The sequence below is a fragment of the Solirubrobacter deserti genome (genome assembly GCF_027587175.1).
Classification (GTDB): domain Bacteria; phylum Actinomycetota; class Thermoleophilia; order Solirubrobacterales; family Solirubrobacteraceae; genus Solirubrobacter; species Solirubrobacter deserti.
This window is the reverse complement of sequence record NZ_JAPCID010000046.1, coordinates 1-17,602: the sequence shown is the minus strand read 5'-3', so window position 1 is coordinate 17,602 and position 17,602 is coordinate 1. Positions and strand designations below refer to the sequence as shown.

Annotated in this window: 11 protein-coding genes and 2 pseudogenes; 7 read left to right on the top strand and 6 right to left on the bottom strand. The window is 72.8% G+C overall.

What is annotated here, in order from left to right; all coding sequences use genetic code 11:
- The gene (locus OJ962_RS25315; protein WP_202956979.1) at positions 1 to 3,657 is read left to right on the top strand and encodes a hypothetical protein; all 3,657 of its coding nucleotides are present in this window, start codon (positions 1 to 3) and stop codon (positions 3,655 to 3,657) included.
- Positions 3,654 to 6,746, top strand: a complete 3,093-nt coding sequence (locus OJ962_RS25310; RefSeq protein ID WP_202956978.1) for a phospholipase D-like domain-containing protein — start codon at positions 3,654 to 3,656, stop codon at positions 6,744 to 6,746. The genes OJ962_RS25315 and OJ962_RS25310 overlap by 4 nt, the downstream gene beginning before the upstream one ends.
- On the opposite strand, the gene OJ962_RS25305 is transcribed toward OJ962_RS25310, so the two are convergent.
- The 3 genes from OJ962_RS25305 to OJ962_RS25295 all read right to left on the bottom strand — a co-directional run bounded on the left by OJ962_RS25305 (position 6,743) and on the right by OJ962_RS25295 (position 11,414).
- Complete coding sequence (locus OJ962_RS25305; RefSeq protein WP_202956977.1) at positions 6,743 to 8,020, bottom strand: hypothetical protein; 1,278 nt, start codon at positions 8,018 to 8,020, stop codon at positions 6,743 to 6,745. The two genes, OJ962_RS25310 and OJ962_RS25305, sit on opposite strands and share 4 nt — an antisense overlap.
- Entirely contained in the window at positions 8,017 to 8,586 is a 570-nt protein-coding gene (locus tag OJ962_RS25300; RefSeq protein WP_202956976.1) for an RNA polymerase sigma factor, read from the bottom strand. Before OJ962_RS25300 ends, OJ962_RS25305 begins: the two co-directional genes overlap by 4 nt.
- Positions 8,587 to 8,648: 62 nt before the next feature.
- Complete coding sequence (locus tag OJ962_RS25295) at positions 8,649 to 11,414, bottom strand: M14 family zinc carboxypeptidase (RefSeq protein ID WP_238932297.1); 2,766 nt, start codon at positions 11,412 to 11,414, stop codon at positions 8,649 to 8,651.
- Between the two features lie 160 nt (positions 11,415 to 11,574).
- Here OJ962_RS25295 and OJ962_RS25290 point away from each other — a divergent pair, with 160 nt between their 5' ends.
- Positions 11,575 to 12,252: a sulfotransferase family protein gene (locus OJ962_RS25290; RefSeq protein ID WP_202956974.1), complete on the top strand. Its 678-nt coding sequence runs from the start codon at positions 11,575 to 11,577 to the stop codon at positions 12,250 to 12,252.
- Here OJ962_RS25290 and cysC read toward each other — a convergent pair.
- Positions 12,237 to 12,836 (bottom strand): annotated as a pseudogene (gene cysC / locus OJ962_RS25285) (adenylyl-sulfate kinase); the annotation flags it as partial. The gene OJ962_RS25290 and the pseudogene cysC overlap by 16 nt on opposite strands.
- A gap of 70 nt (positions 12,837 to 12,906) precedes the next feature.
- Between cysC and OJ962_RS25280 the strand changes: the two are divergent.
- The 3 genes from OJ962_RS25280 (at position 12,907) to OJ962_RS25270 (ending at position 15,731) form a co-directional block, all read left to right on the top strand.
- Positions 12,907 to 14,373 (top strand): glucoamylase family protein, encoded by a 1,467-nt coding sequence (locus OJ962_RS25280; protein WP_202956973.1) that lies wholly within the window; start codon positions 12,907 to 12,909, stop codon positions 14,371 to 14,373.
- A gap of 93 nt (positions 14,374 to 14,466) precedes the next feature.
- A complete protein-coding gene (locus tag OJ962_RS25275) occupies positions 14,467 to 14,673 on the top strand; it encodes a hypothetical protein (RefSeq protein WP_270006690.1) in 207 nt (68 codons plus the stop codon).
- Between the two features lie 80 nt (positions 14,674 to 14,753).
- The gene (locus OJ962_RS25270; RefSeq protein WP_270006689.1) at positions 14,754 to 15,731 is read left to right on the top strand and encodes a hypothetical protein; all 978 of its coding nucleotides are present in this window, start codon (positions 14,754 to 14,756) and stop codon (positions 15,729 to 15,731) included.
- A gap of 7 nt (positions 15,732 to 15,738) precedes the next feature.
- Here the strand turns inward: OJ962_RS25270 and OJ962_RS25265 are convergent, their stop codons facing one another.
- Together OJ962_RS25265 and OJ962_RS25260 are read right to left on the bottom strand one after the other, a co-directional pair.
- Positions 15,739 to 16,359, bottom strand: a complete 621-nt coding sequence (locus OJ962_RS25265; RefSeq protein WP_202956970.1) for a glycoside hydrolase family 16 protein — start codon at positions 16,357 to 16,359, stop codon at positions 15,739 to 15,741.
- A 75-nt stretch (positions 16,360 to 16,434) separates the two neighbouring features.
- Positions 16,435 to 17,004 carry a GIN domain-containing protein gene (locus tag OJ962_RS25260; protein ID WP_202956969.1) on the bottom strand — a complete coding sequence of 190 codons (570 nt, stop codon included), beginning with the start codon at positions 17,002 to 17,004 and terminating at the stop codon, positions 16,435 to 16,437.
- A gap of 215 nt (positions 17,005 to 17,219) precedes the next feature.
- Here OJ962_RS25260 and OJ962_RS25255 point away from each other — a divergent pair.
- Positions 17,220 to 17,602: pseudogene (locus tag OJ962_RS25255) on the top strand (hypothetical protein); the annotation flags it as partial.

Genomic DNA, 17,602 nt, shown 5'->3' with positions numbered 1-17,602 from the left:
ATGGCCGTCACGCGGATCGTCGATCCCCGGCTGTTCATCGTCGAGGCGGCCATGATCGACTGGAACGTCGAGGCGCGCCGGCGCAAGCTCGACGTCAAGCCGCGCGGGTTCCCGCGCGTGGTCGCCCTGCGCTGGCACATCAACGGCGCCGCCGGCAACCTCGGGCCGGACGGCAAGGACCGCGGGGTGGGCCTCCCGACCGGACCGTTCACGGTCTGGCGGCGGCCGTCGTTCTCCGGCGGCGCCGAGGTGCCGATCGGCTACTCGCTGACGGCGACGTTCCTGCTGAGCGGGCGGCTCGTGCTCTTCCACCAGCCCGTGGCGTGGGCGCGGCTGAGCATCAACAGCGCGAGCGGCGGAGCGATCCACGGCCTCTCGAACGCGCCGTCGCTGTACTCGCTGGTCACGACGAGCCACGCGCCCGGCGGCGCGACGTCGGTCGAGATCCACGGCGGCTACATGAACGGCCTGCTGATCCCGAGCGGGATGAGCGTCACGGGCGTGACCGGCATCCCCGTGGCCAAGTACGAGGCGCTGCCGAACTGGCAGCCGGTCGAGATCGTCGGAATGCCGGTCGACACCTCCTGGAGCGGGATCGGCACGCACTTCTCGCCGCAGGGGCCGGTCGGGCCGCCGCTCATGAGCCCGCGCGACGCCGCGATCAGCCGCATCGACCGCGGCACGCCCGGGTTCGGGTGGGACGCGCAGGTGATGGCCGGCGTCGCGGCGCCGGTGTGGAAGCCGCCGGTCCCGGCCAAGCTGGTGGACGAGGTCAACGAGGACGTCGTGCCCGCGCTGCGGACGGTGCTGACCCGCCCGCAACGCGATCAGGCGGCGACGCTGATGGACGTCGAGGTGCCGCCGCCCGCGACGCTGGACGGCGACGCGATGAACGCCAACCCGACGAAGGCGAAGGTCTCGCCGCTGATGCTGCTGCGGGTGGCCACGGCGGCCGACCCGTTCCTGAGCCTCGCGCTCGGCTACGGCACCAACCTGCCCGAGATCACCCAGCCGGAGGGCAAGGCCTACCACGACGGCTCGCGCTGGGACTGGATGATCACCGCGCCGTACGCGAAGGGCCTCGACGGCAACTCGGCGCCGGTCGAGCTCGTGGCCTACGCGCTGCGGCCGATCGCCGCGCTGCCGCCGTTCCCGCCCGCGCAGCTCGCGAGCGAGCACTCGGCGTTCATCGCCCCGGCGGCGCGCGACGCGGACTGGGCGGCGAGCGCGATCGTGCGCTGGAACCGGCCGCCGTCGAACACGCTGATCCGGGTCGCGAGCTACGCCGCGGCGCGCAACGACACGGCGGCGGCCGTGGCCGCGCCGCTGATGGAGCCGCGGCCGAGCGGCGGCCACAAGCCGATCGCGCCCGGGCAGGCCGAGAAGGACCCGCAGTCCAACTTCGTCCACCTCGCCGACCGCCGGCTGATGATCCCGAACAACCCGGGCGAGCGCAACGTGCGCTACTCCGTGGCGACCCAGTCGATCTTCTCGCTCTGGAGCCCGTGGCTGGGCGTCGGGTTCGACGCCCAGCAGCCGCTCACGCCCGCGCCGCGGATCGTCGCTGCGACGCTGGCGGTCACGGCGCCCGCCAGCGGCAAGCTGTGCACGGGCGAGCTGACCGTCGACGTCACGTGGGACTGGACGGACCGCCGGCCGAAGGAGCTGCGGCTCGTCGGCCGCATGTACGCGGCCGCCGACCGGGCCGCGCCGCCGCCCAGCACCGTTGCACCCGCGGTCCTGCAGCGGGCGATCGGGGGCGCCGCCGGGGACCAGGCGGTCACGCTGACGTTCTCCGGCGGGGACGCGGCCGTCCAGAGCGAGGGCGATCTCGTCTACCTGAACCCGGAGGGTGACGAGGCCGTCGACCCGGGCGAGCAGGGCGAGGACGTGCGGCGCTACCGGCTCACGATCGAGGGCCTGCAGGCGAACTTCACCGCGACCCCGCACATCGGGCTCGTGCTGTGGCTCTCGGGCACCGAGCTGATCGCGCCGGAACATCCGGCCGCTGCGAGCGCGCCGGTGATCGCGTACGCGTCGGACCCGGTCGCGCCGCCCGTGCCGCCGGAGCTCGTCCCGCTCGCGTCGCTGCCCGACGCCGAGGGGCGCTCGCACGCGCGGATCTCCTGGCCGGTGGCCCACGGCGCGGCGGGCTACGTCGTCTACACCTCCGACGAGCTGACGATGCTCGCGCACTACGGCGCGCCCGAGCCGGACCTGTCGGCAACGCTGTCGGACCGCGCGACGGCGCTGCTGGACCTGTGGGAGGCCAGCCCGGACCGGCGGCCGTTCACGCGCGTGAACACGAAGCCGCTGACCGGGACGAGCCTGGATGTCGCGCTCCCGGCCGGTTCCACGGCGATCCACGCCTACGCGGTCGTCTCCCTCTCGCCGGGCGGGGTGGAAGGGCCGTGGCCGGCCGGGCCGGACGTGCGCGAAGCAGTGATCCTGCGCGCCGCGCCGCGGATCGCGACGCCCGCGCCGCCGATGCTCGAGGCGCTCGCGAAGGCCGACGGCAGCGTCAAGCTGACGGTCACCGCGCGCGACGGGCACCGCGTGGGGGAGGTCGACCTCTACCGCGTGCGGGTCGACGACGCCGCGCGCTCGCTGGACACCATGGGCCCGCCGCTGAACCCGGCCTGGAACGTCAACGGCGACACGTTCACGTGCACCGACGTGCCCGGCGGTAGCTGGAAGCGCGTCTGGTACCGGGCGGTCGCGTGGGCCGACGAGGAGTTCGACACGGGCGGGCCGTTGCCGTACAAGATCGCCGAGCGCGGGCTGGTCCGCGGGCGCTCGGCGCCGTCGAACCCGGTGTCGGTGGTGACGCCGCCCGCCGGAGACCCGAACCTGTCGGCGATCACCACCTCGTGGCCGGGCAGCGCCGCCGCCGACGTGCAGCTGGACTGGACGACCACCGCACCGCTCGCGCCGACGGCGCTCGGGCCCCACAAACTGGAAGTGGTGGTGCGCTCGGTCGGCGCGGCCGACCCGCTGTTCTCGTACTTCGGGGAGCTCGGGCGCGCGCCCACCGACCCGCCGGGGGCAAGCGAGAACGGGTTCTTCCGCGTGGGCGGCGGGTCGTTCCGCGCGCTGGTGCGACGGGCCGTGAACGACCCGGCGATCGACGTCTCCGTGCGCGTCATCGACCCGCTCGGCCGGTCGCGCACGCGCACGCTGCACGTGCCCGCGGGGTCCGTCCTGCCCGCGCCGGAGCTGCTGTCGCCGCAGCTGTCGAAGACGCCGGGCGGGATCGTGCTCCAGTTCGCGTGCGACGCGCCGCTGGAGCGCTACCACGGGCTCGCGTACATGCTGCGCGTGCAGGCGACGCCCGAGAGCGCGGCGGTGGTCAAGCCGTTCCCGGTCGTCGAGCGCCCGGGCGCGCTGGTGCCGTCGCGGGACCGAGGGACGGCGGTCGTGGTCAAGCCGCCGTTCGGCCCGCCGCTCGCCAAGACGCTGCTGCTCGAGATCGCGCTGCCGGACATCCCGCGCGACCAGGGCCAGCCGCCGGGCAACGAGCCGCTGCAGGTGCGGCGCGGAGCGGGTGGGCGCAAGCGCGCCTACGCCGTGCTCGCGCGCGTGCCGGTGAAGGCGTTCAAGCTCCGGCTCACGGCGCCGGACGGGCGCTCCCACACGATCGACGTGGAGGTGTCATGACCGCCCTGCCGCCCGTGATCACGCCCAACGACGCGCAGCAGCGGCTGACGGACGACGGGCTGCTCGCGCTGGGCCTGACGGTGCCGCTGCTGGGGCCGTCGTGGTCGAACGCGGACGCGACGTTCGACAATGCCGCGCTGACGCTCACGATGACGCCCGGCGGCGGCGCGCGCCCGCCGTTCCTCGGCATCCGGACGTGGGTCGCCGACCTGCGGCGCGCGGGGGTCTATGACGTGAGCGGCTTGCCGCTGACCGGGATCGGCGCCGTGCTGCGGCTGCACCCGCAGGCGGCGACGCGGCTGGACCAGCTCGTGGCGACGCGGCTGGGCGCCGCCGGACCGATCCGGCCGGTGCCGCACACGATGGTCGTGCGCTGCGCCACCAACCCGGCGCTGACCGCGCGCTGGTTCGCGCCCGGCGAGTCGATCGACATCGACCCGGCCGACACGCCGGTGATGAGCTTCCACGACGCGCGCGGGTTGATCGTCGACCCCGTCGCGGTCGCGGCGCTGTTCAACGACCTGGCGACGGCGTTCCCCGCGCTCGCGCCGCTGGGCGTGCTCAACACGCCGGGCGGCGTCACGAGCATCGCCGGGAAGGCGACCGGGATCGTCGTGCAGGTCGTCGATCCGCACGGCGCGCCGTTCCGGGCCGTCGATTCGCTCGCGCCGCGCAAGTTCGTGTCGGGCACCGACTCCGGCGACGCGGTCGGGCTCGTCGCGCTCAACGCGGCCGATGGCATCGGCATCCCGGCTTCCGGCGACGGCGCCGCGCGGATCCGGGTGGGGTGGACGCACAACGGCGTGCTCGACCGCACGACGCTGACCGTTCCCGCCGGCGTGCCCGCGGGGATCGCGCGCCAGTTCCTGCGCGTGACCGCGGTCGACCTCAAGTGGCACCTGCTGGGCAACCGCTCCAACACGGTCGTCTACGGGATCGACGGCGCGGACCAGGCGATCCCGGAGGAGTTCCGGCCCGCGGTGCGTGACCGCGTGCGGCTCGACTTCCTGGTCGACGGAGTCGACGTGCTGAGCGCGTCGGGCAGCGTGCTGGGGGCGATCGGGGCGGGCTGGCAGGGGCTCGCGTTCGCGTCCTCGCCGGTGATCGACGACGGCGTCGGGTTGCCGGGCGGGCACTGGCCGGCGTTCCCGGTGGCGCTGGGCGGCGGGGCGCCGCCGTCCGGGCAGCCCGACACGGGGCTGGTGGCGTCCTGGTCGGGCGACCAGGACGTGCTGCTGACCTTCCCGGGCGGGACCATCCCGCTCGACTGGCACGTGCGCGTGTACCCCCAGGTGTTCAAGCGCATCGAGTCGATCGGGCCGGCGCCGAGCTTCCTGCGCGGCGACGGCGCCGCGCACGTCGTGGCTGACAACAACGCGTTCTCGCTGCTGCTGACGAACCCGCTCGACCTGCCCGTCGGCGCCGTGCAGCCGCCCGGCCGCCGGCTGATCTTCGACCTCGTCGTGACGGACCGGATGAACGCGACGCGCACGTTCGGCAACGTGATCGTGCCGATCGGGGCGCCGAGCGGCGCGACGCCGGTCGACGCCTTCGGCACGCCCGACCCGATGGCGGGGAACGGGGCGGTGCTGAAGGCGGTCGCGGCGGCGCCCGTGTTCGGCATCCCGGCGCCGGAGGTGGACCCGGCGCTGCCGACGTCGATCCTGGAGATGCTGCGCCGGCTCGGGGGCGAGAGCGACCCGCGGGAAGGGCCGCGGCTGCCGACCCAGGCTCGCTTTGCGTCGCTGCTGACGGTCGGCACGGGGGACACGGCCGCGCCGATGACCTGGGACGCCGTCGTCAGCGGCGGGCGCTGGGCGCGCGAGACGCGCAGCGCGATGCACGCGCTGGGCAACCCCGGGAACCCGGCCGGGCCGGACGTGCACGCCGCCGGGGTGCGCGTGGACGGGGCGGCGGCGTTCGACGTCGCGCAGATCGCGGCGCGGCGCGCGCAGCCCTTGCTGCCCTTCCTGGCGAGCGCCGGCGTCGGCTGGCTGCCCGTGGTGGCCAACACGGGTTGGGCGGCGCCCGCCGAGCCCGCGAACGACACCGCGCCCGCGGGTCAGACGGCGCCGCGCTCGTGTGCCGCCGCCGTGCTGCGCACGATCGCGGTCAAGTGCGAGTCGCCCGAGCTCGCCCTGATCGACGACATCCCGGCCGCCGACGCGTCGATCAACGACCTGATCGACGTGATCGTGCAGAAGTTCGGCTTCGACCCCGACGACGTGGACGACGTCGACCTCACCAACGAGGCGCAGATCGTCCGCGAGATCCGGCGCGAGTTCCACACCCAGCGCTTCGGCTCGCGCGACGCCCAGTGGGCGCTGCGGCGCGCCGTCCGCCAGGCGCGCGACCTCGTGTTCATCAGCTCGCCCGCGTTCTCGGCCACCAAGCACGAGAAGGACCCGCCCGGGCCCGCCGCGCCACACGAGCTCGACCTCGTGGCCGAGCTCGCGCTGCGCATGAACGAGCAGCAGTCACTGCTCGTGCTCGTGTGCGTCCCGCGCTGGCCCGACGCCGACCCGCTCTACGGCGGCTGGGTGCGGCAGGCGTTCAAGGCCCGCAACGCGGCGCTGCAGGTGCTCAAAGACGTCGACCCGGCGCGCGTGGTCGCGTTCCACCCAAACGGCTTCCCGGGCCGCGCCGTCGCGATCCGCTCCACGACCGTGGTCGTCGACGACGCGTGGGCGCTGGTCGGCACCTCCCACTGGCGCCGGCGCGGCATGACGTTCGACGACGGCGTGGACATCGTCGGCTTCGACCGTACGACCGACGGCGGCGGCGCGAGCGCCCGCATCCGCACCTTCCGCCAGGCGCTGCTCGCGTCCTTGACCGGGGTGACGGCGCCGGTCGCCCCGGCGACGGACGCGGACTGGTCGCGCTTGGGCGGAACGCGCTCATGCGTCGACCTCGTGGGCGACCTCGTCGCGCAGGGCGGGCTGGGGCGGCTCGCGCCGTTCTGGGAAGGCCCGACCGACACGGATGTGGCGGTTCAGAGCGACCACGTCGCCGACCCGGACGGAGGCACCTCCGACGAGTACCTGCTGCGCTTCGCGACCCTGATCGGCGAGAACCCGGGCGGCAACTAGGGGATCCGCACGCGGGCCGTCCCGACCTTCGCGTTGGGCGGCCCGTCGCCGTGGAACGGCATCTGGGACGGAGCGGTCTGCTGCTCGTAGCCGATGCGGATCGTCATCGTGCCCGAGCAGCGGTGCGCGACCCACAGGGTCTCGGTGACCGTCTCGCCGGCGGCGATGTCGCGCGCGATCGGGCTGCCGAGGCCGACGCCGCAGTTCGGGGGACGGCCCGGGATCTCGGCGGTCAGCTTGTAGAAGGACCGGGCGTCTGCGGCGCGGCGGGCGCGGAAGCTGATCGTGACGCGACGCTGCCACTCCATGCGCTCCAGCGACTTGCGGTCCATCTCGGGGTAGGGCTTCTCGCGCGCGGTGCCCACGCGGACGGTGATCGGGGTGGCGAGCTCGGCGCGCGTGGCGATGTCGAGCCGCGGCTTCACGTAGCCCTTGAGCGGGCACTCGTGGCGGCCGTGGCGGCGCGGCCGCTCGTCGGGGCGGCAGACGGTGCCGTCGCGGAACTCGATCGACTCGACCCAGCTCGGGGTGACGCTGGGGGACCACCAGCCGACGTCGCGGCGGTCCGGGTCGGTGGCGCGCACGACGAGGTAGGCGCCGGCGGGGCGCTCGACCGCCTGGCGCACGGTCTTCCCACCCTCGCGGTAGGTGATCGCCGCCGCCTCCGGCCCGAGCAGGCCGTAGAAGACGTCGCGCAGCGAGCCGCGCGGACACGCCGGGCGCTTGTCCTCGCCGCGCGGGCGGACGGCGCAGCTCGCGGGGTCGGCGCTGGCCGGCTGCCCGATCGACGTCATCGCGAAGAAGACGTTCCCGGCGCCGTCGGGCTGCTGGCACTCGCTGGAGGTCTCCAGGATCTCGGGGCCGAGCTCGTGGAACTTGCCGTCGTTGCCGAACGCGCCGTCCTGCCCGAGGCGTCCGAGCCGACCGTCGACGACGCGGCCGACCTGCAGGCAGCCCAGCCCGCGCGAGGTCTTGACCAGTCGCAGGCCCCACTCCGGGCCGCCGGCCGGATCGGCGGCGCGGACCGCCAGCAGCTTGCCCGGACCGGCGTTGACGCCGATCCCGGCGTTCGGGTCCCGCGGCGCGTGCGGGTCGCTGGAGACCGGCTCGCCGGACAGGATCCCGGTCGTCGCCGCCACCGCGACGGTGCCGGCCAGCAGCGGCGCCAGCACGAGCAGCGCGCCCGAACGCCACCAGCGGCGGCGCGGCCGCGCTTCTCCCGCCGCGTGCGCCACCCGCTCGATCTCGCGTTCCAGCTCGTCGAGGATCCTCATGGGCGCTCGCCCTCCCATCGCAGTTCCAACGACGCGGCGAGCGTCCGCAGCCCGCGTGACACCCGCGCTCGTGCCGTCGCCTCCGTCACGCCGAGCGACCGTGCCACCTCGGGGTACGGCTGCTCCTCGACCACGCGCAGGCGCAGCGCCTCGCGCTGGTCGCCGCCCAGCCGAGCCAGCTCCTCGGCCAGCGCCGCCCGCAGCGGCGCGAGCCCGGCGAGCCGCTCGATCTCCTCCGCCTCGCCCTCCTGCAGCACGGGCGTGACGATCCCGAGCGCCTCGCGCGCACGGCGGTCCAACGCGCCCCTCTTCAGGTAGCGGGCGACCTGGCGGCGGGCGATCGTGAGCAACCACGCGCGCGCCTCGGCCTGCGTCGCGCCGCGGAACGAGCGCCGCGAGCGGAACGCCTGGGCGAACGTCTCGGCGCACAGGTCCACGCCGGTCTCGGCGTCGAGCACCCGGCGGGTGCAGAAGCGCAGGACGAGCTCCGCCTCGCGGCGGTAGAGGGCGACGAAGCCGTCGGGCGTCGTCAGCGGCGCGCCGAGGGGTGTCGTGTCGTCCGGCATCCACCCCCAGAGTGCGCGGGGGCGGCGATCCTGTGACGGATCGCCGCCCACCTACATGCGAACTACGGCTGGGTGGTGCTGAGCGTGAAGGTCAGCGTCTTGGAGTACGTGCCCGTGCGGAGCGGGTCGTTCGCCTTGATCAGCTGCTTGAACGCGACGTCCACCTCGTCGTTGGAGACGGGGCCGTCCCACGTCGACTTCGAGAACTCGACGCGCAGCGGCTCGGCGAGCTGGAACGCGCCGTTGGTCAGGTGGCCCGGCTCGCTCACGGAGAGCGTCGCGTTGCCCGCGGTCGAGATGACCTTGGCGGTCGTCTCGGCCGTGTAGTCCTGCAGCACGCCCGGGATGAACGGCTGGAACGCCGCCGGAGCGCCGAGCGCGAGCGACAGCGTCGCCGGGACGGTGCCGCCGACCGTGCCGGGGACGCTGGTCTTCGAGACCGGATCGGCGGCGAACAGGATCGCGCGGCCGAACGTCGCGTTCAGGCCCTTGGCGTGGAGGCGCGTGACGACGCTCGTGCCGATCAGGACCACGCCGTTGCCGCCCGCGGACACGCCGCGCACGACGCTCGCCTTGCCGGCCGCGTTGGTCTGACCCTGGTTGCCGTCCACCGGCCACCAGCCCGCGAGCAGCGGGTCGGCGGCGAACGACTGCTCGACGACGGCGTTCGGGCCGAGGTTCGAGTACCACGAGGGCTGGAAGATCCACGCGGTCGACTGGGCGCTGTTGACCACCGGGCCGCCATGGTTGACCACGTTGGCAACACCCGACGTGAGGCTCGCGCCCGCCTGGCCGGTCGCGGTCAGCAGGCCCGCGTTGGTGGTGTACGTCGCGGCGCGGTCGCCGAGGCCGACGACGCCGCCGTCGCGCGCGATGAACGCGTCGTAGGCGGCCTTGTTCGCTCCGGTGAGCGCGGCCGGGTCGAGTGTGTCGCGGACGACGAGCACGTCGACGTCGTCGGTCAGCGTCGTGCCCAGGGTCGCGGCCGTGAAGGCCTTGGCCTCGAAGCCGAGGGCCTTGAGCACGTCACGCACCTCGGCGCCGCCGTTGTAGGCGACGACGATCTTGTCCTCGAGCGTCGCGCCCGCGAACGAGGCGGGCGCGGACGTGAGCGTGAGGCCGCGCGTCTGCGCCTCCTCGAGCGCGTCGGCGCGGGCGCTCGCCGGGATCAGCACGGAACCGTCGCTCAGGCGCGTGAGCTTGATGCCTTTGGCCAGTAGCGCGTTGATCGCGAGCAGGTCCTGCGCGTCGCGCGGGTCGAGCACGAGGTTCGTCTGCGCGGTCGGGACCGACGACACGGCCGGGGCCGAGAAGATGCGCTCGGTCTGGACGGTCGGCAGCTCGCTGGTGAGCGTGTCGACGGTCGCGCCCCACGTCAGCGCGTGGCTCCAGCCGGCCGGGCCGGCGTAGAGGTCGTCGACGCGGTCGGTGATGTCCAGACCCGGCTCCAGCAGCGTGTTCACGATGCCGCGCAGCGGCTGGTGCATGTCGATCACGTAGGAGCCCGCGGCGTAGGACTTGCCGCCGGCGGTGAACGCGGCCTTGGCCTGCGTGACGCGGCCGTTGCTCTCGATGATCAGGTCGACGAGGCGCTTGGCGGCCGCGTTGGAGCGCTGGCCCGCGCCGACCGGGATCACGTACGAGCGCGGGAACGTCGTCTTGTAGTTGTCCTCCGGACCCCAGCCCGGGACGAAGTTGTCCGGGATGTCCTTGGTCGGCTCGCCCGCCCAGCCGCGGCGGAACAGCTCCGCCTGGTCGAAGATCAGCTGGTTGCGGTTGGTCTGCATGTACGCGAGCGCCTTGTTGATGGCGACCTCGTGCACGTCGGTGTTGATGCCCGAGCGGCGCTTGCGCTCCTCGAGCGAGAGGCTGCCGCCGCGCGGGTTCAGCGGCGCCTCGATCGTGTACGGGATCGTGCCCTGGTAGAGCGCGAACGACGGCACGTAGATCGGCGGGTAGTCGTCCCACACGCCGGCCTCGTCGTCACGGAACGGGATGCGGGCGCGCTGGGTCTCGGGGTAGCCGAGGTCCTTGAGGCCCTGCTCCATGTCCAGCGCGGCGGGCAGGCCGTGCTTGATGTAGAGGTCGTAGTCGTTGTTCGGGTTGTGCGGCGGCGTGCTCGGCCACAGCAGCGTCGGGGAGACGTAGCCGTGCAGGTCGAGCAGGAACAGCGACTGCGTCTGCACCGTCAGGTCGCGGATCAGGCGCGACTCCGGCTGCGAGATGATCGTCAGGTCGCGGTTGAGGTCGTAGCCCGCCTCGTTCGGGCGCGTGCCGAGCACGCGGCCGTCCGGGTTGGACGTGACGTTGAGCGTGATCCGGTTGCGCTTGAGCAGCGTCTCGGTGGCGGCGTCGGTGGCCGTCGCCCACTTCTCGATCACGCGCAGGATGGCGTCGGTGCCCTCCCACTCGTTGCCGTGGATGTTGCCGTTGACGAACAGCGGCGTCTTGTAGCCCGCGAGCAGCGCCTCGTCGGTGCGCGCGGCGACCGGGTCGTCCTCGATCTTGTCCTTCCACGCCTCCTGCTGCGCAGACTCGGCGTCGGTCTCCGGCCACGTGACCGTGACGACGTAGAGGTCGCGGCCACCGGAGGACTTGCCCGCTACTCGCGCCGACACGCGGTTGCTGGCGGCCTGAAGAGCGTTCAGCTTCGGGGCGATCTCGTCGTACGGGATGACGCCGATCGGGATCGAGGCGTCGTTCGGATTGTCCGGATAGACCGGCAGCACGTTCTGCTGCGGCCACGCGGCCGAGGCGGCGGCCGGCGCGAGCAGCAGCGAGGCTGCGGCGGCGACGGCAGCCGCGGCCTTCGCGAGCCGCACGGGCATGACATGGGGCACTGAGAGGAGGACCTCCACTGGGATGGACCGGAGAAAGGGCGCAACCGCCGCCCTCTAACACGCGTCTCATCCTTACTCGCGTCCCAGACGAATGTCAAATACCCGACTGGGTTTAGGACCTTTTGGGTGTCCGAGTAAGGTCCGCGACATGAAGGTCATCGGAGCCGGACTGCCGCGCACCGGCACGCTGTCGCAGAAGGTCGCGCTCGAGATGCTCGGGTTCGCGCCGTGTTACCACATGGTCAGCGTGTTCGCGGACCTGCCCGTCGCGCGGCGCTGGCGCGCGGCACTGGACGGTGAGCTGCGCGCGTCGGAGATCCTGCGGGAGTTCCCGGCGACCGTGGACTGGCCAGGCTCGTACTTCACGCACGAGCTGATGGAGGACTTCCCGGACGCGAAGGTGCTGCTGAGCGCCCGCGACGGCGCGGCGTGGGCCAAGAGTATGCGCGCGACGATCTGGCAGGCGCTTTACGGCGAGGACCTCGTCGGCCTGATGGCGCGGGCGCGCACGAAGGTGGACCCGCTGTGGGCCGAGTACTCGGACACGATGCGCGAGATGTGGGCGCGCAGCGAGCTGATGACCCAGGACTCCAGCGACGAGGAGATGGCCGCCGCGTGTGAGCGCTACACGCAGGACATGCGGCGCCTGGTGCCCGCCGACCGGCTGCTCGTGTGGTTGCCCAAGGACGGCTGGGAGCCGCTGTGCGCGTTCCTGGAGGTGCCGGTGCCCGACGCGCCGTTCCCACACGTCAACGACAGCGAGTCCTTCGGCGACATGCTCGTCGACGGGGCGCTGGACGCGATCCGGGACTACCGCGCCGCGTAGAGGCCGGTCCGCGCCAGGTGGTCGAGGATCACCTGGGCGGCGGCCTCAGGGCTCAGCCGCGCCGTGTCCACGCGCAGCTCGGGCGCTTGCGGTGGCTCGTACGGCGCGTCGATGCCGGTGAAGCCATTCAGCTCGCCGGCGCGCGCCTTGCGGTAGAGCCCTTTCGGGTCGCGCGCCTCGGCCACGTCCAGCGGCGCGTCGACGAAGACCTCGACGAACTCGTCCGGTTCGAACAGCGCGCGGGCGGCCTCGCGCTCGGCTCGGAACGGGGAGATGAACGCGACGATCACGACCAGGCCGCTCTCGACCATCAGCTTCGCGACCTCAGCGACGCGGCGGATGTTCTCGTCGCGATCCGCGTCGCTGAACCCGAGGTCGCCGCACAGGCCGTGGCGCACGTTGTCGCCGTCGAGCACGCACGTGTGCACGCCGGCGGCGAACAGCTCGTGTTCCAGCCGGTTCGCGATCGTCGACTTGCCCGCGCCGGACAACCCGGTGAGCCACAGCACCCGCGGCCGGTGGCCGTTGAGCGCGGCGTGGGCGTCCTTGTCGACCTCGAGTGCTTGCCAACGGAGATGCGGCGCGGGCATCGTTGAAGTGCGCATACCCGGGATCGGGGTACATGTGGCCTCGTCCGACTCTCAGGGGGAGCTCATGCGAAGCAAATTCGTGGTCGCGCTCGTAGCGGCCTTCGTGCTGGTGCCGGCGGGCCAGGCCGCCGCGGACGGTCGCCACGGGGGTGGTGATCGGCAACTGCGTGAGTACGCGCGCACGACGTGGTCCTCGTTCGTCGCGATGACCGACGAGCGGTCCGGGCTGCCGGCCGACATCCTGGAGGCCGACGGCTCGCGCAGCGTCCAGACGAGCACGACCAACATCGGCGCCTACATGTGGAGCGCGATCGTCGCCGAGCGGCTCGGGTTCATCCACAAGCGCGAGCTCGTGCGCCGGCTCGACCGGACGCTCTCGACGCTCGAGGTCATGGAGCGCGGGACCGGCGGCCAGTTCTACAACTGGTACGACCACCGGACGGGGGCCAAGCTGACGGTCTGGCCGCCTTCCGGGGAGCCGCGGAACCCGATCCTGTCCTCGGTCGACAACGGCTGGCTCGCCGTCGGGCTGCGGATCGTGCAGAACGCCGTCCCGCAGTTGTCACGGCGTGCGGGCGCGCTCTACGAGTCGATGAACTTCGGCGTCTACTACCGGGCCGACGTCAACCGGATCCTGTTCCACATCGAGCCGGACACCGGCGCGGCGCCGTGCTGCTACGACACCGTGGTCAGCGAGAGCCGCATCGCCACGTACATCGGGATCGTGCGCGGTCAGCTGCCGGCCAAGAGCTACTACGGGACGTGGCGCACGTTCCCCGACACCTGCGAGTGGAGCTGGCAGGAGACCAAGCCGATCGGCAAGTGGCGCAAGTACTACGGCGTGGACGTGTTCGAGGGTGCGTACCCGTACGCCGGGACGCTCGTGACGCCGTCGTGGGGCGGATCGATGTTCGAGGCGCTGATGCCTGACCTGTTCGTGCCCGAGGCCCAGTGGGCGCCGCGCTCCTGGGGCGTCAACCACCCGCTGACGGTGCGCGCGCAGATCCACCACGGGCTCGTGGAGGCCGGCTACGGCTACTGGGGCTTTTCGCCGTCGAACGTGCCTGAGGGCGGCTACTCGGTCTACGGCGTCGACGGCACCGGCATGGACCCGAACGGCAACCCGTCCAACAACGACCGCACGCTGATCGACCGCGGCTTCCCGGGCTGCCCTGACCGGCCGGCCCTCCCGGACCCGCCGCAATCCGCCTACACCAACGGCGTCGTCACGCCGCACGCCGCCTTCCTCGGCCTGCGCTACGCGCCCGAGGCGACGCTGCGCAACCTGACGAAGCTGCAGCGGGACTTCCCGGGCCTGTACACGAAGTGGGGCTTCCGCGACGCCGTCAACGTCGACAGCGGGGTGGTCTCGAACTCGTACCTGTCGTTGGACCAGGGGATGATCATGGCCGCGCTGGGCAACGCGCTCGAGCGCGACGTCCTGCGCCACGCGTTCGCCGATCGCGCGCTGGAACGCGGCCTGCGGCCCGTGATCGGCGTCGAGGAGTTCGGCGCGCGGTCTTCTGGATGACAGACCCCGCGTGAGCTTTTGATCGCTCAGGGAAGGTTGGTCGGTTTCCCGGCTCGGAGGTCGGGACATGTACGGCTCCGAATGCAGTACGAGGTGCACGTTTCTGGCCTCCCGCCGTACATCGTCCCGATCGCCTTCCCTGAGTCGATCATCGTCCGGACCGGCGATGTTTCCGTGGTCTCGGGCCCGTTCGACCTGATCGATCTCGGCCATCGCGTCAACGCGCTGGGCGGCCAGGTGCTGGCCGTCTTCACCGCTGACGAGTCGAGAACCGGCGGACCGTCGAGTCCACTCGCCTAGGATTCCCTGGCTTCACAAGTCAGAAATCCAGCAGGAGGCAGTACGTGCAGGTAGGGGGAAGGACTCTCGCCACGGTCGCCGTGGCTCTGGGGCTGTTCGCGCCGGCGAGCGCGAGCGCGGCGACGGTGACCGTCACGGGCGACGACGGCAACCCGGTGGCGTTGACCCCGGGGGTGGCCACGCCGCTGCGCACCATCAACCAGACGGTCGCGCTGGACGTGCCGCAGGGCGACGGCGCGTCGTACAAGTGGATCGCCACGGGGCCCTCGGGCACCACGGCCACGTCGATCTCCACCGACAACTGCTGGTCGACGATCCGCAAGGACAGCGGCCGCATCGTGTACGCCGGCAACGGCCCGTACACGTTGACGCTGTCCACCTACACGGACACGCGCTGCACCAGCGGGGCGAAGAGCACCGCCTACAGCTGGTCGGTCAACGCCGGCGTCTCGCTCGGCCAGCCCGGCGGTCCGCTGCTGCTGCGCCCGGCGAACAGCCTCACGACCAATACGCACCTGATCGACTTCGCGGGCAACCCCGGCACGTCGGTCTACGAGGTCCGCTACGCCAAGGGCGGCACGATCGGCCCGGACGGCGCGATCGCCGGCCCGAGCAACCCGGCTCGCGTGGACGACGCGACGGGCAAGGTCGCGTTCTCGCCCTACGACGGGCCGGGCGCCTACGTGATGGTCGCGCGCGCGACCTACCTCGGGGCTGCGACCCCGTGGAGCGCGCCGATCACGATCAACATGCAGTCCCCGTTCGACATCTCGAGCGTCTCGTTCCCGGACTCGCGCGGGCCGAGCTACCAGCTGGCTGCCACCGTGCGCGAGAAGGCGATCGCCGGCGGCCGCGTCACCGTCGCCGTGGCCAAGGGCAAGAAGGGCAAGCGCTTCCGCACGCTCGGCAAGGCGCGCGTGAACAGCCAGGGCGTGCTCAAGCTGCGTTTCCGGCTCGCGCGCGGCACCTACCGCGTGCGTTTCTCCTACAGCGGCGGTCCCGCCGTCACCCGCGGCACCCAGTACGGGAGCATGCGGATCACGCGCCGGATCTTCTAGCGGCCGGTCAGCGCCGCCGGTACTCGATGCGATCGATCACGGTCGTGCGGGTGCCGGCGGGCGCGAGCCCGTCGAGCCACTTGGGGAACCACGCGTTGGCGTAGAGGTTCATCGGGGCGGTGGGCACGCCGTCCGTCCAGACGCGGCGGACCACGCCGTCGACGGTGAACTGCACGCGGCCCGCGCCCCACGCGATCTCGTAGGTGTGCGCGGCGGCCGTGGGATCGAAGCCGAGGTTGGTGGTCTCGGTGTGCGTCTGGCTGCCGCCGGAGTAGGTCGAGAACAGCACGGTGCCCGTACGGTCATTCATGATCTCGATGTCGATCTCGCTGGCGTAGTCCGGCGCCGCATAGAGGAAGAAGCCGGTCAGCGAGGACGGCGCGTTGGCCACGCGGATGCGCGAGCGCACGACGCCGGACGCGTACTGCTGGGCGCTGCGGATCTCGGCGCCGTCGGTCGTCCCGGCCGGCAGGTTGAGCCGGAACGTGCTGCCGCGCTTGGCGACGTTGGCCGGGCTCAGCTGGCTACGGCCGAGCGGATGGTCGCCGGGCGCCCACTCCACGGGAGCGGCTTGAGCGGCGGCGGGGAGGAGTAGAACGGCGAGCGCGGCGACCATCAGGAACTTCATGCAGTGTGCATCGGGTCCCGGCGGACCTCGAGTGGCCGCGACTGGACAACTCTCCTAGAGCGGAAAGCCTTTGCTTCAGTGGGCGCGTTCGACCTCGCCGGAGCCGTCGTCGTGCTGGGTCAGGCGCGGCTCGCCGTGGTAGCGAACGTCGCCGGAGCCGTCGAGCGACACGTCGAGCGTGTCGGCGGCGCGCACCTCGACGTTGCCAGAGCCGTCGGCGTTCACCTTGGCCGCGTCCGCCTCAAGGTCCGCGAGCTTCGCGTCGCCCGACCCGTCGGACACGACCTGCAGGCGCGGGGTGCTGCCGCGGGCCTCGACGTTGCCGGAGCCGTCGACGGTGATCGCGTCCAGCGTGGGCGTCCAGGCCTCGACCTGGACGTCGTCTCCGCCCCAGCCGTCGTGGTCGAACGCGATGTGCAGCGTGCCGTCGCGGACCTCGGTGCGGACGTCGTCGATCACGTTCTCGCCCGCACGGACCCGGAGTGGTTGCGGCTCGCCGCCGACGTGGAGGCGCACGTCCACCGACGTGTCGTTGACGAGCTTGGTGAAGGGCGCGACGTCGCGGCTCTGCGCGGTGCGCGGGCCGTCGTCGCCGCACGCGGCGAAAGACAGGGCGAGGAGCGGCAGGGCGAGCAGGGAGCGCATGCGATGCAAGCTACGGCCGGGCCGGCGCCGTGTCGGTGGAGCGGACGACCGTCTCGCCCTGAGGCGGTCCGGCGTCGCGGGGGTGGGGGACACCCGAGGTCGAGCCTGCTCCCGCACCTGCGTGCGGTTAGCCGCCGCCGGGTGGCGGCGCGGCGCCATGCGGCCGCGCGTTAGGCGCATCGGAACGGGATGGTCCGGTCGGGAGAGTCCCGGACATGAAGTCGACCTCGTGCTCGTTGACCCTGATCCTGCTCGCGCTCGTCCCGTCCACCGCCGACGCCGCCGCTCGCCCCGACCTGCGCGTGCCGGCCGCCTCGGCGACGTCCACGACGGTCAAGGTGACCGTCCGCAACGTCGGCCGGGCGCGAGCGGCGCGCTCGACGGTGCGCCTCGTCCTCTCCGCCGACGCCAAGCGCGATCGCCGCGACAAGGTGGTCGCCCGCGCGACGACGCGCGCGCTGGCGCGCGGCAAGTCCGCGGTGGTCAAGGTCCGCGTCCCCGCGGCGGCGATGAAGGCCGCGGGCGTGGCGCGCGGCGCGGCGGCGGGCGCGACGACGGCGGCGGGTGCGCCGCATGGCGGTGCGGCGACGGCCGCCGG

Coding starts and splice junctions, on each gene's coding strand:
- OJ962_RS25305 (WP_202956977.1), bottom strand. CDS start 8,020: ATGAGGATCCTCGACGAGCTGGAACGCGAGATCGAGCGGGTGGCGCAC.
- OJ962_RS25280 (WP_202956973.1), top strand. CDS start 12,907: ATGCGAAGCAAATTCGTGGTCGCGCTCGTAGCGGCCTTCGTGCTGGTG.
- OJ962_RS25260 (WP_202956969.1), bottom strand. CDS start 17,004: ATGCGCTCCCTGCTCGCCCTGCCGCTCCTCGCCCTGTCTTTCGCCGCG.
- OJ962_RS25290 (WP_202956974.1), top strand. CDS start 11,575: ATGAAGGTCATCGGAGCCGGACTGCCGCGCACCGGCACGCTGTCGCAG.
- OJ962_RS25315 (WP_202956979.1), top strand. CDS start 1: ATGGCCGTCACGCGGATCGTCGATCCCCGGCTGTTCATCGTCGAGGCG.
- OJ962_RS25295 (WP_238932297.1), bottom strand. CDS start 11,414: ATGCCCGTGCGGCTCGCGAAGGCCGCGGCTGCCGTCGCCGCCGCAGCC.
- OJ962_RS25265 (WP_202956970.1), bottom strand. CDS start 16,359: ATGAAGTTCCTGATGGTCGCCGCGCTCGCCGTTCTACTCCTCCCCGCC.
- OJ962_RS25310 (WP_202956978.1), top strand. CDS start 3,654: ATGACCGCCCTGCCGCCCGTGATCACGCCCAACGACGCGCAGCAGCGG.
- OJ962_RS25300 (WP_202956976.1), bottom strand. CDS start 8,586: ATGCCGGACGACACGACACCCCTCGGCGCGCCGCTGACGACGCCCGAC.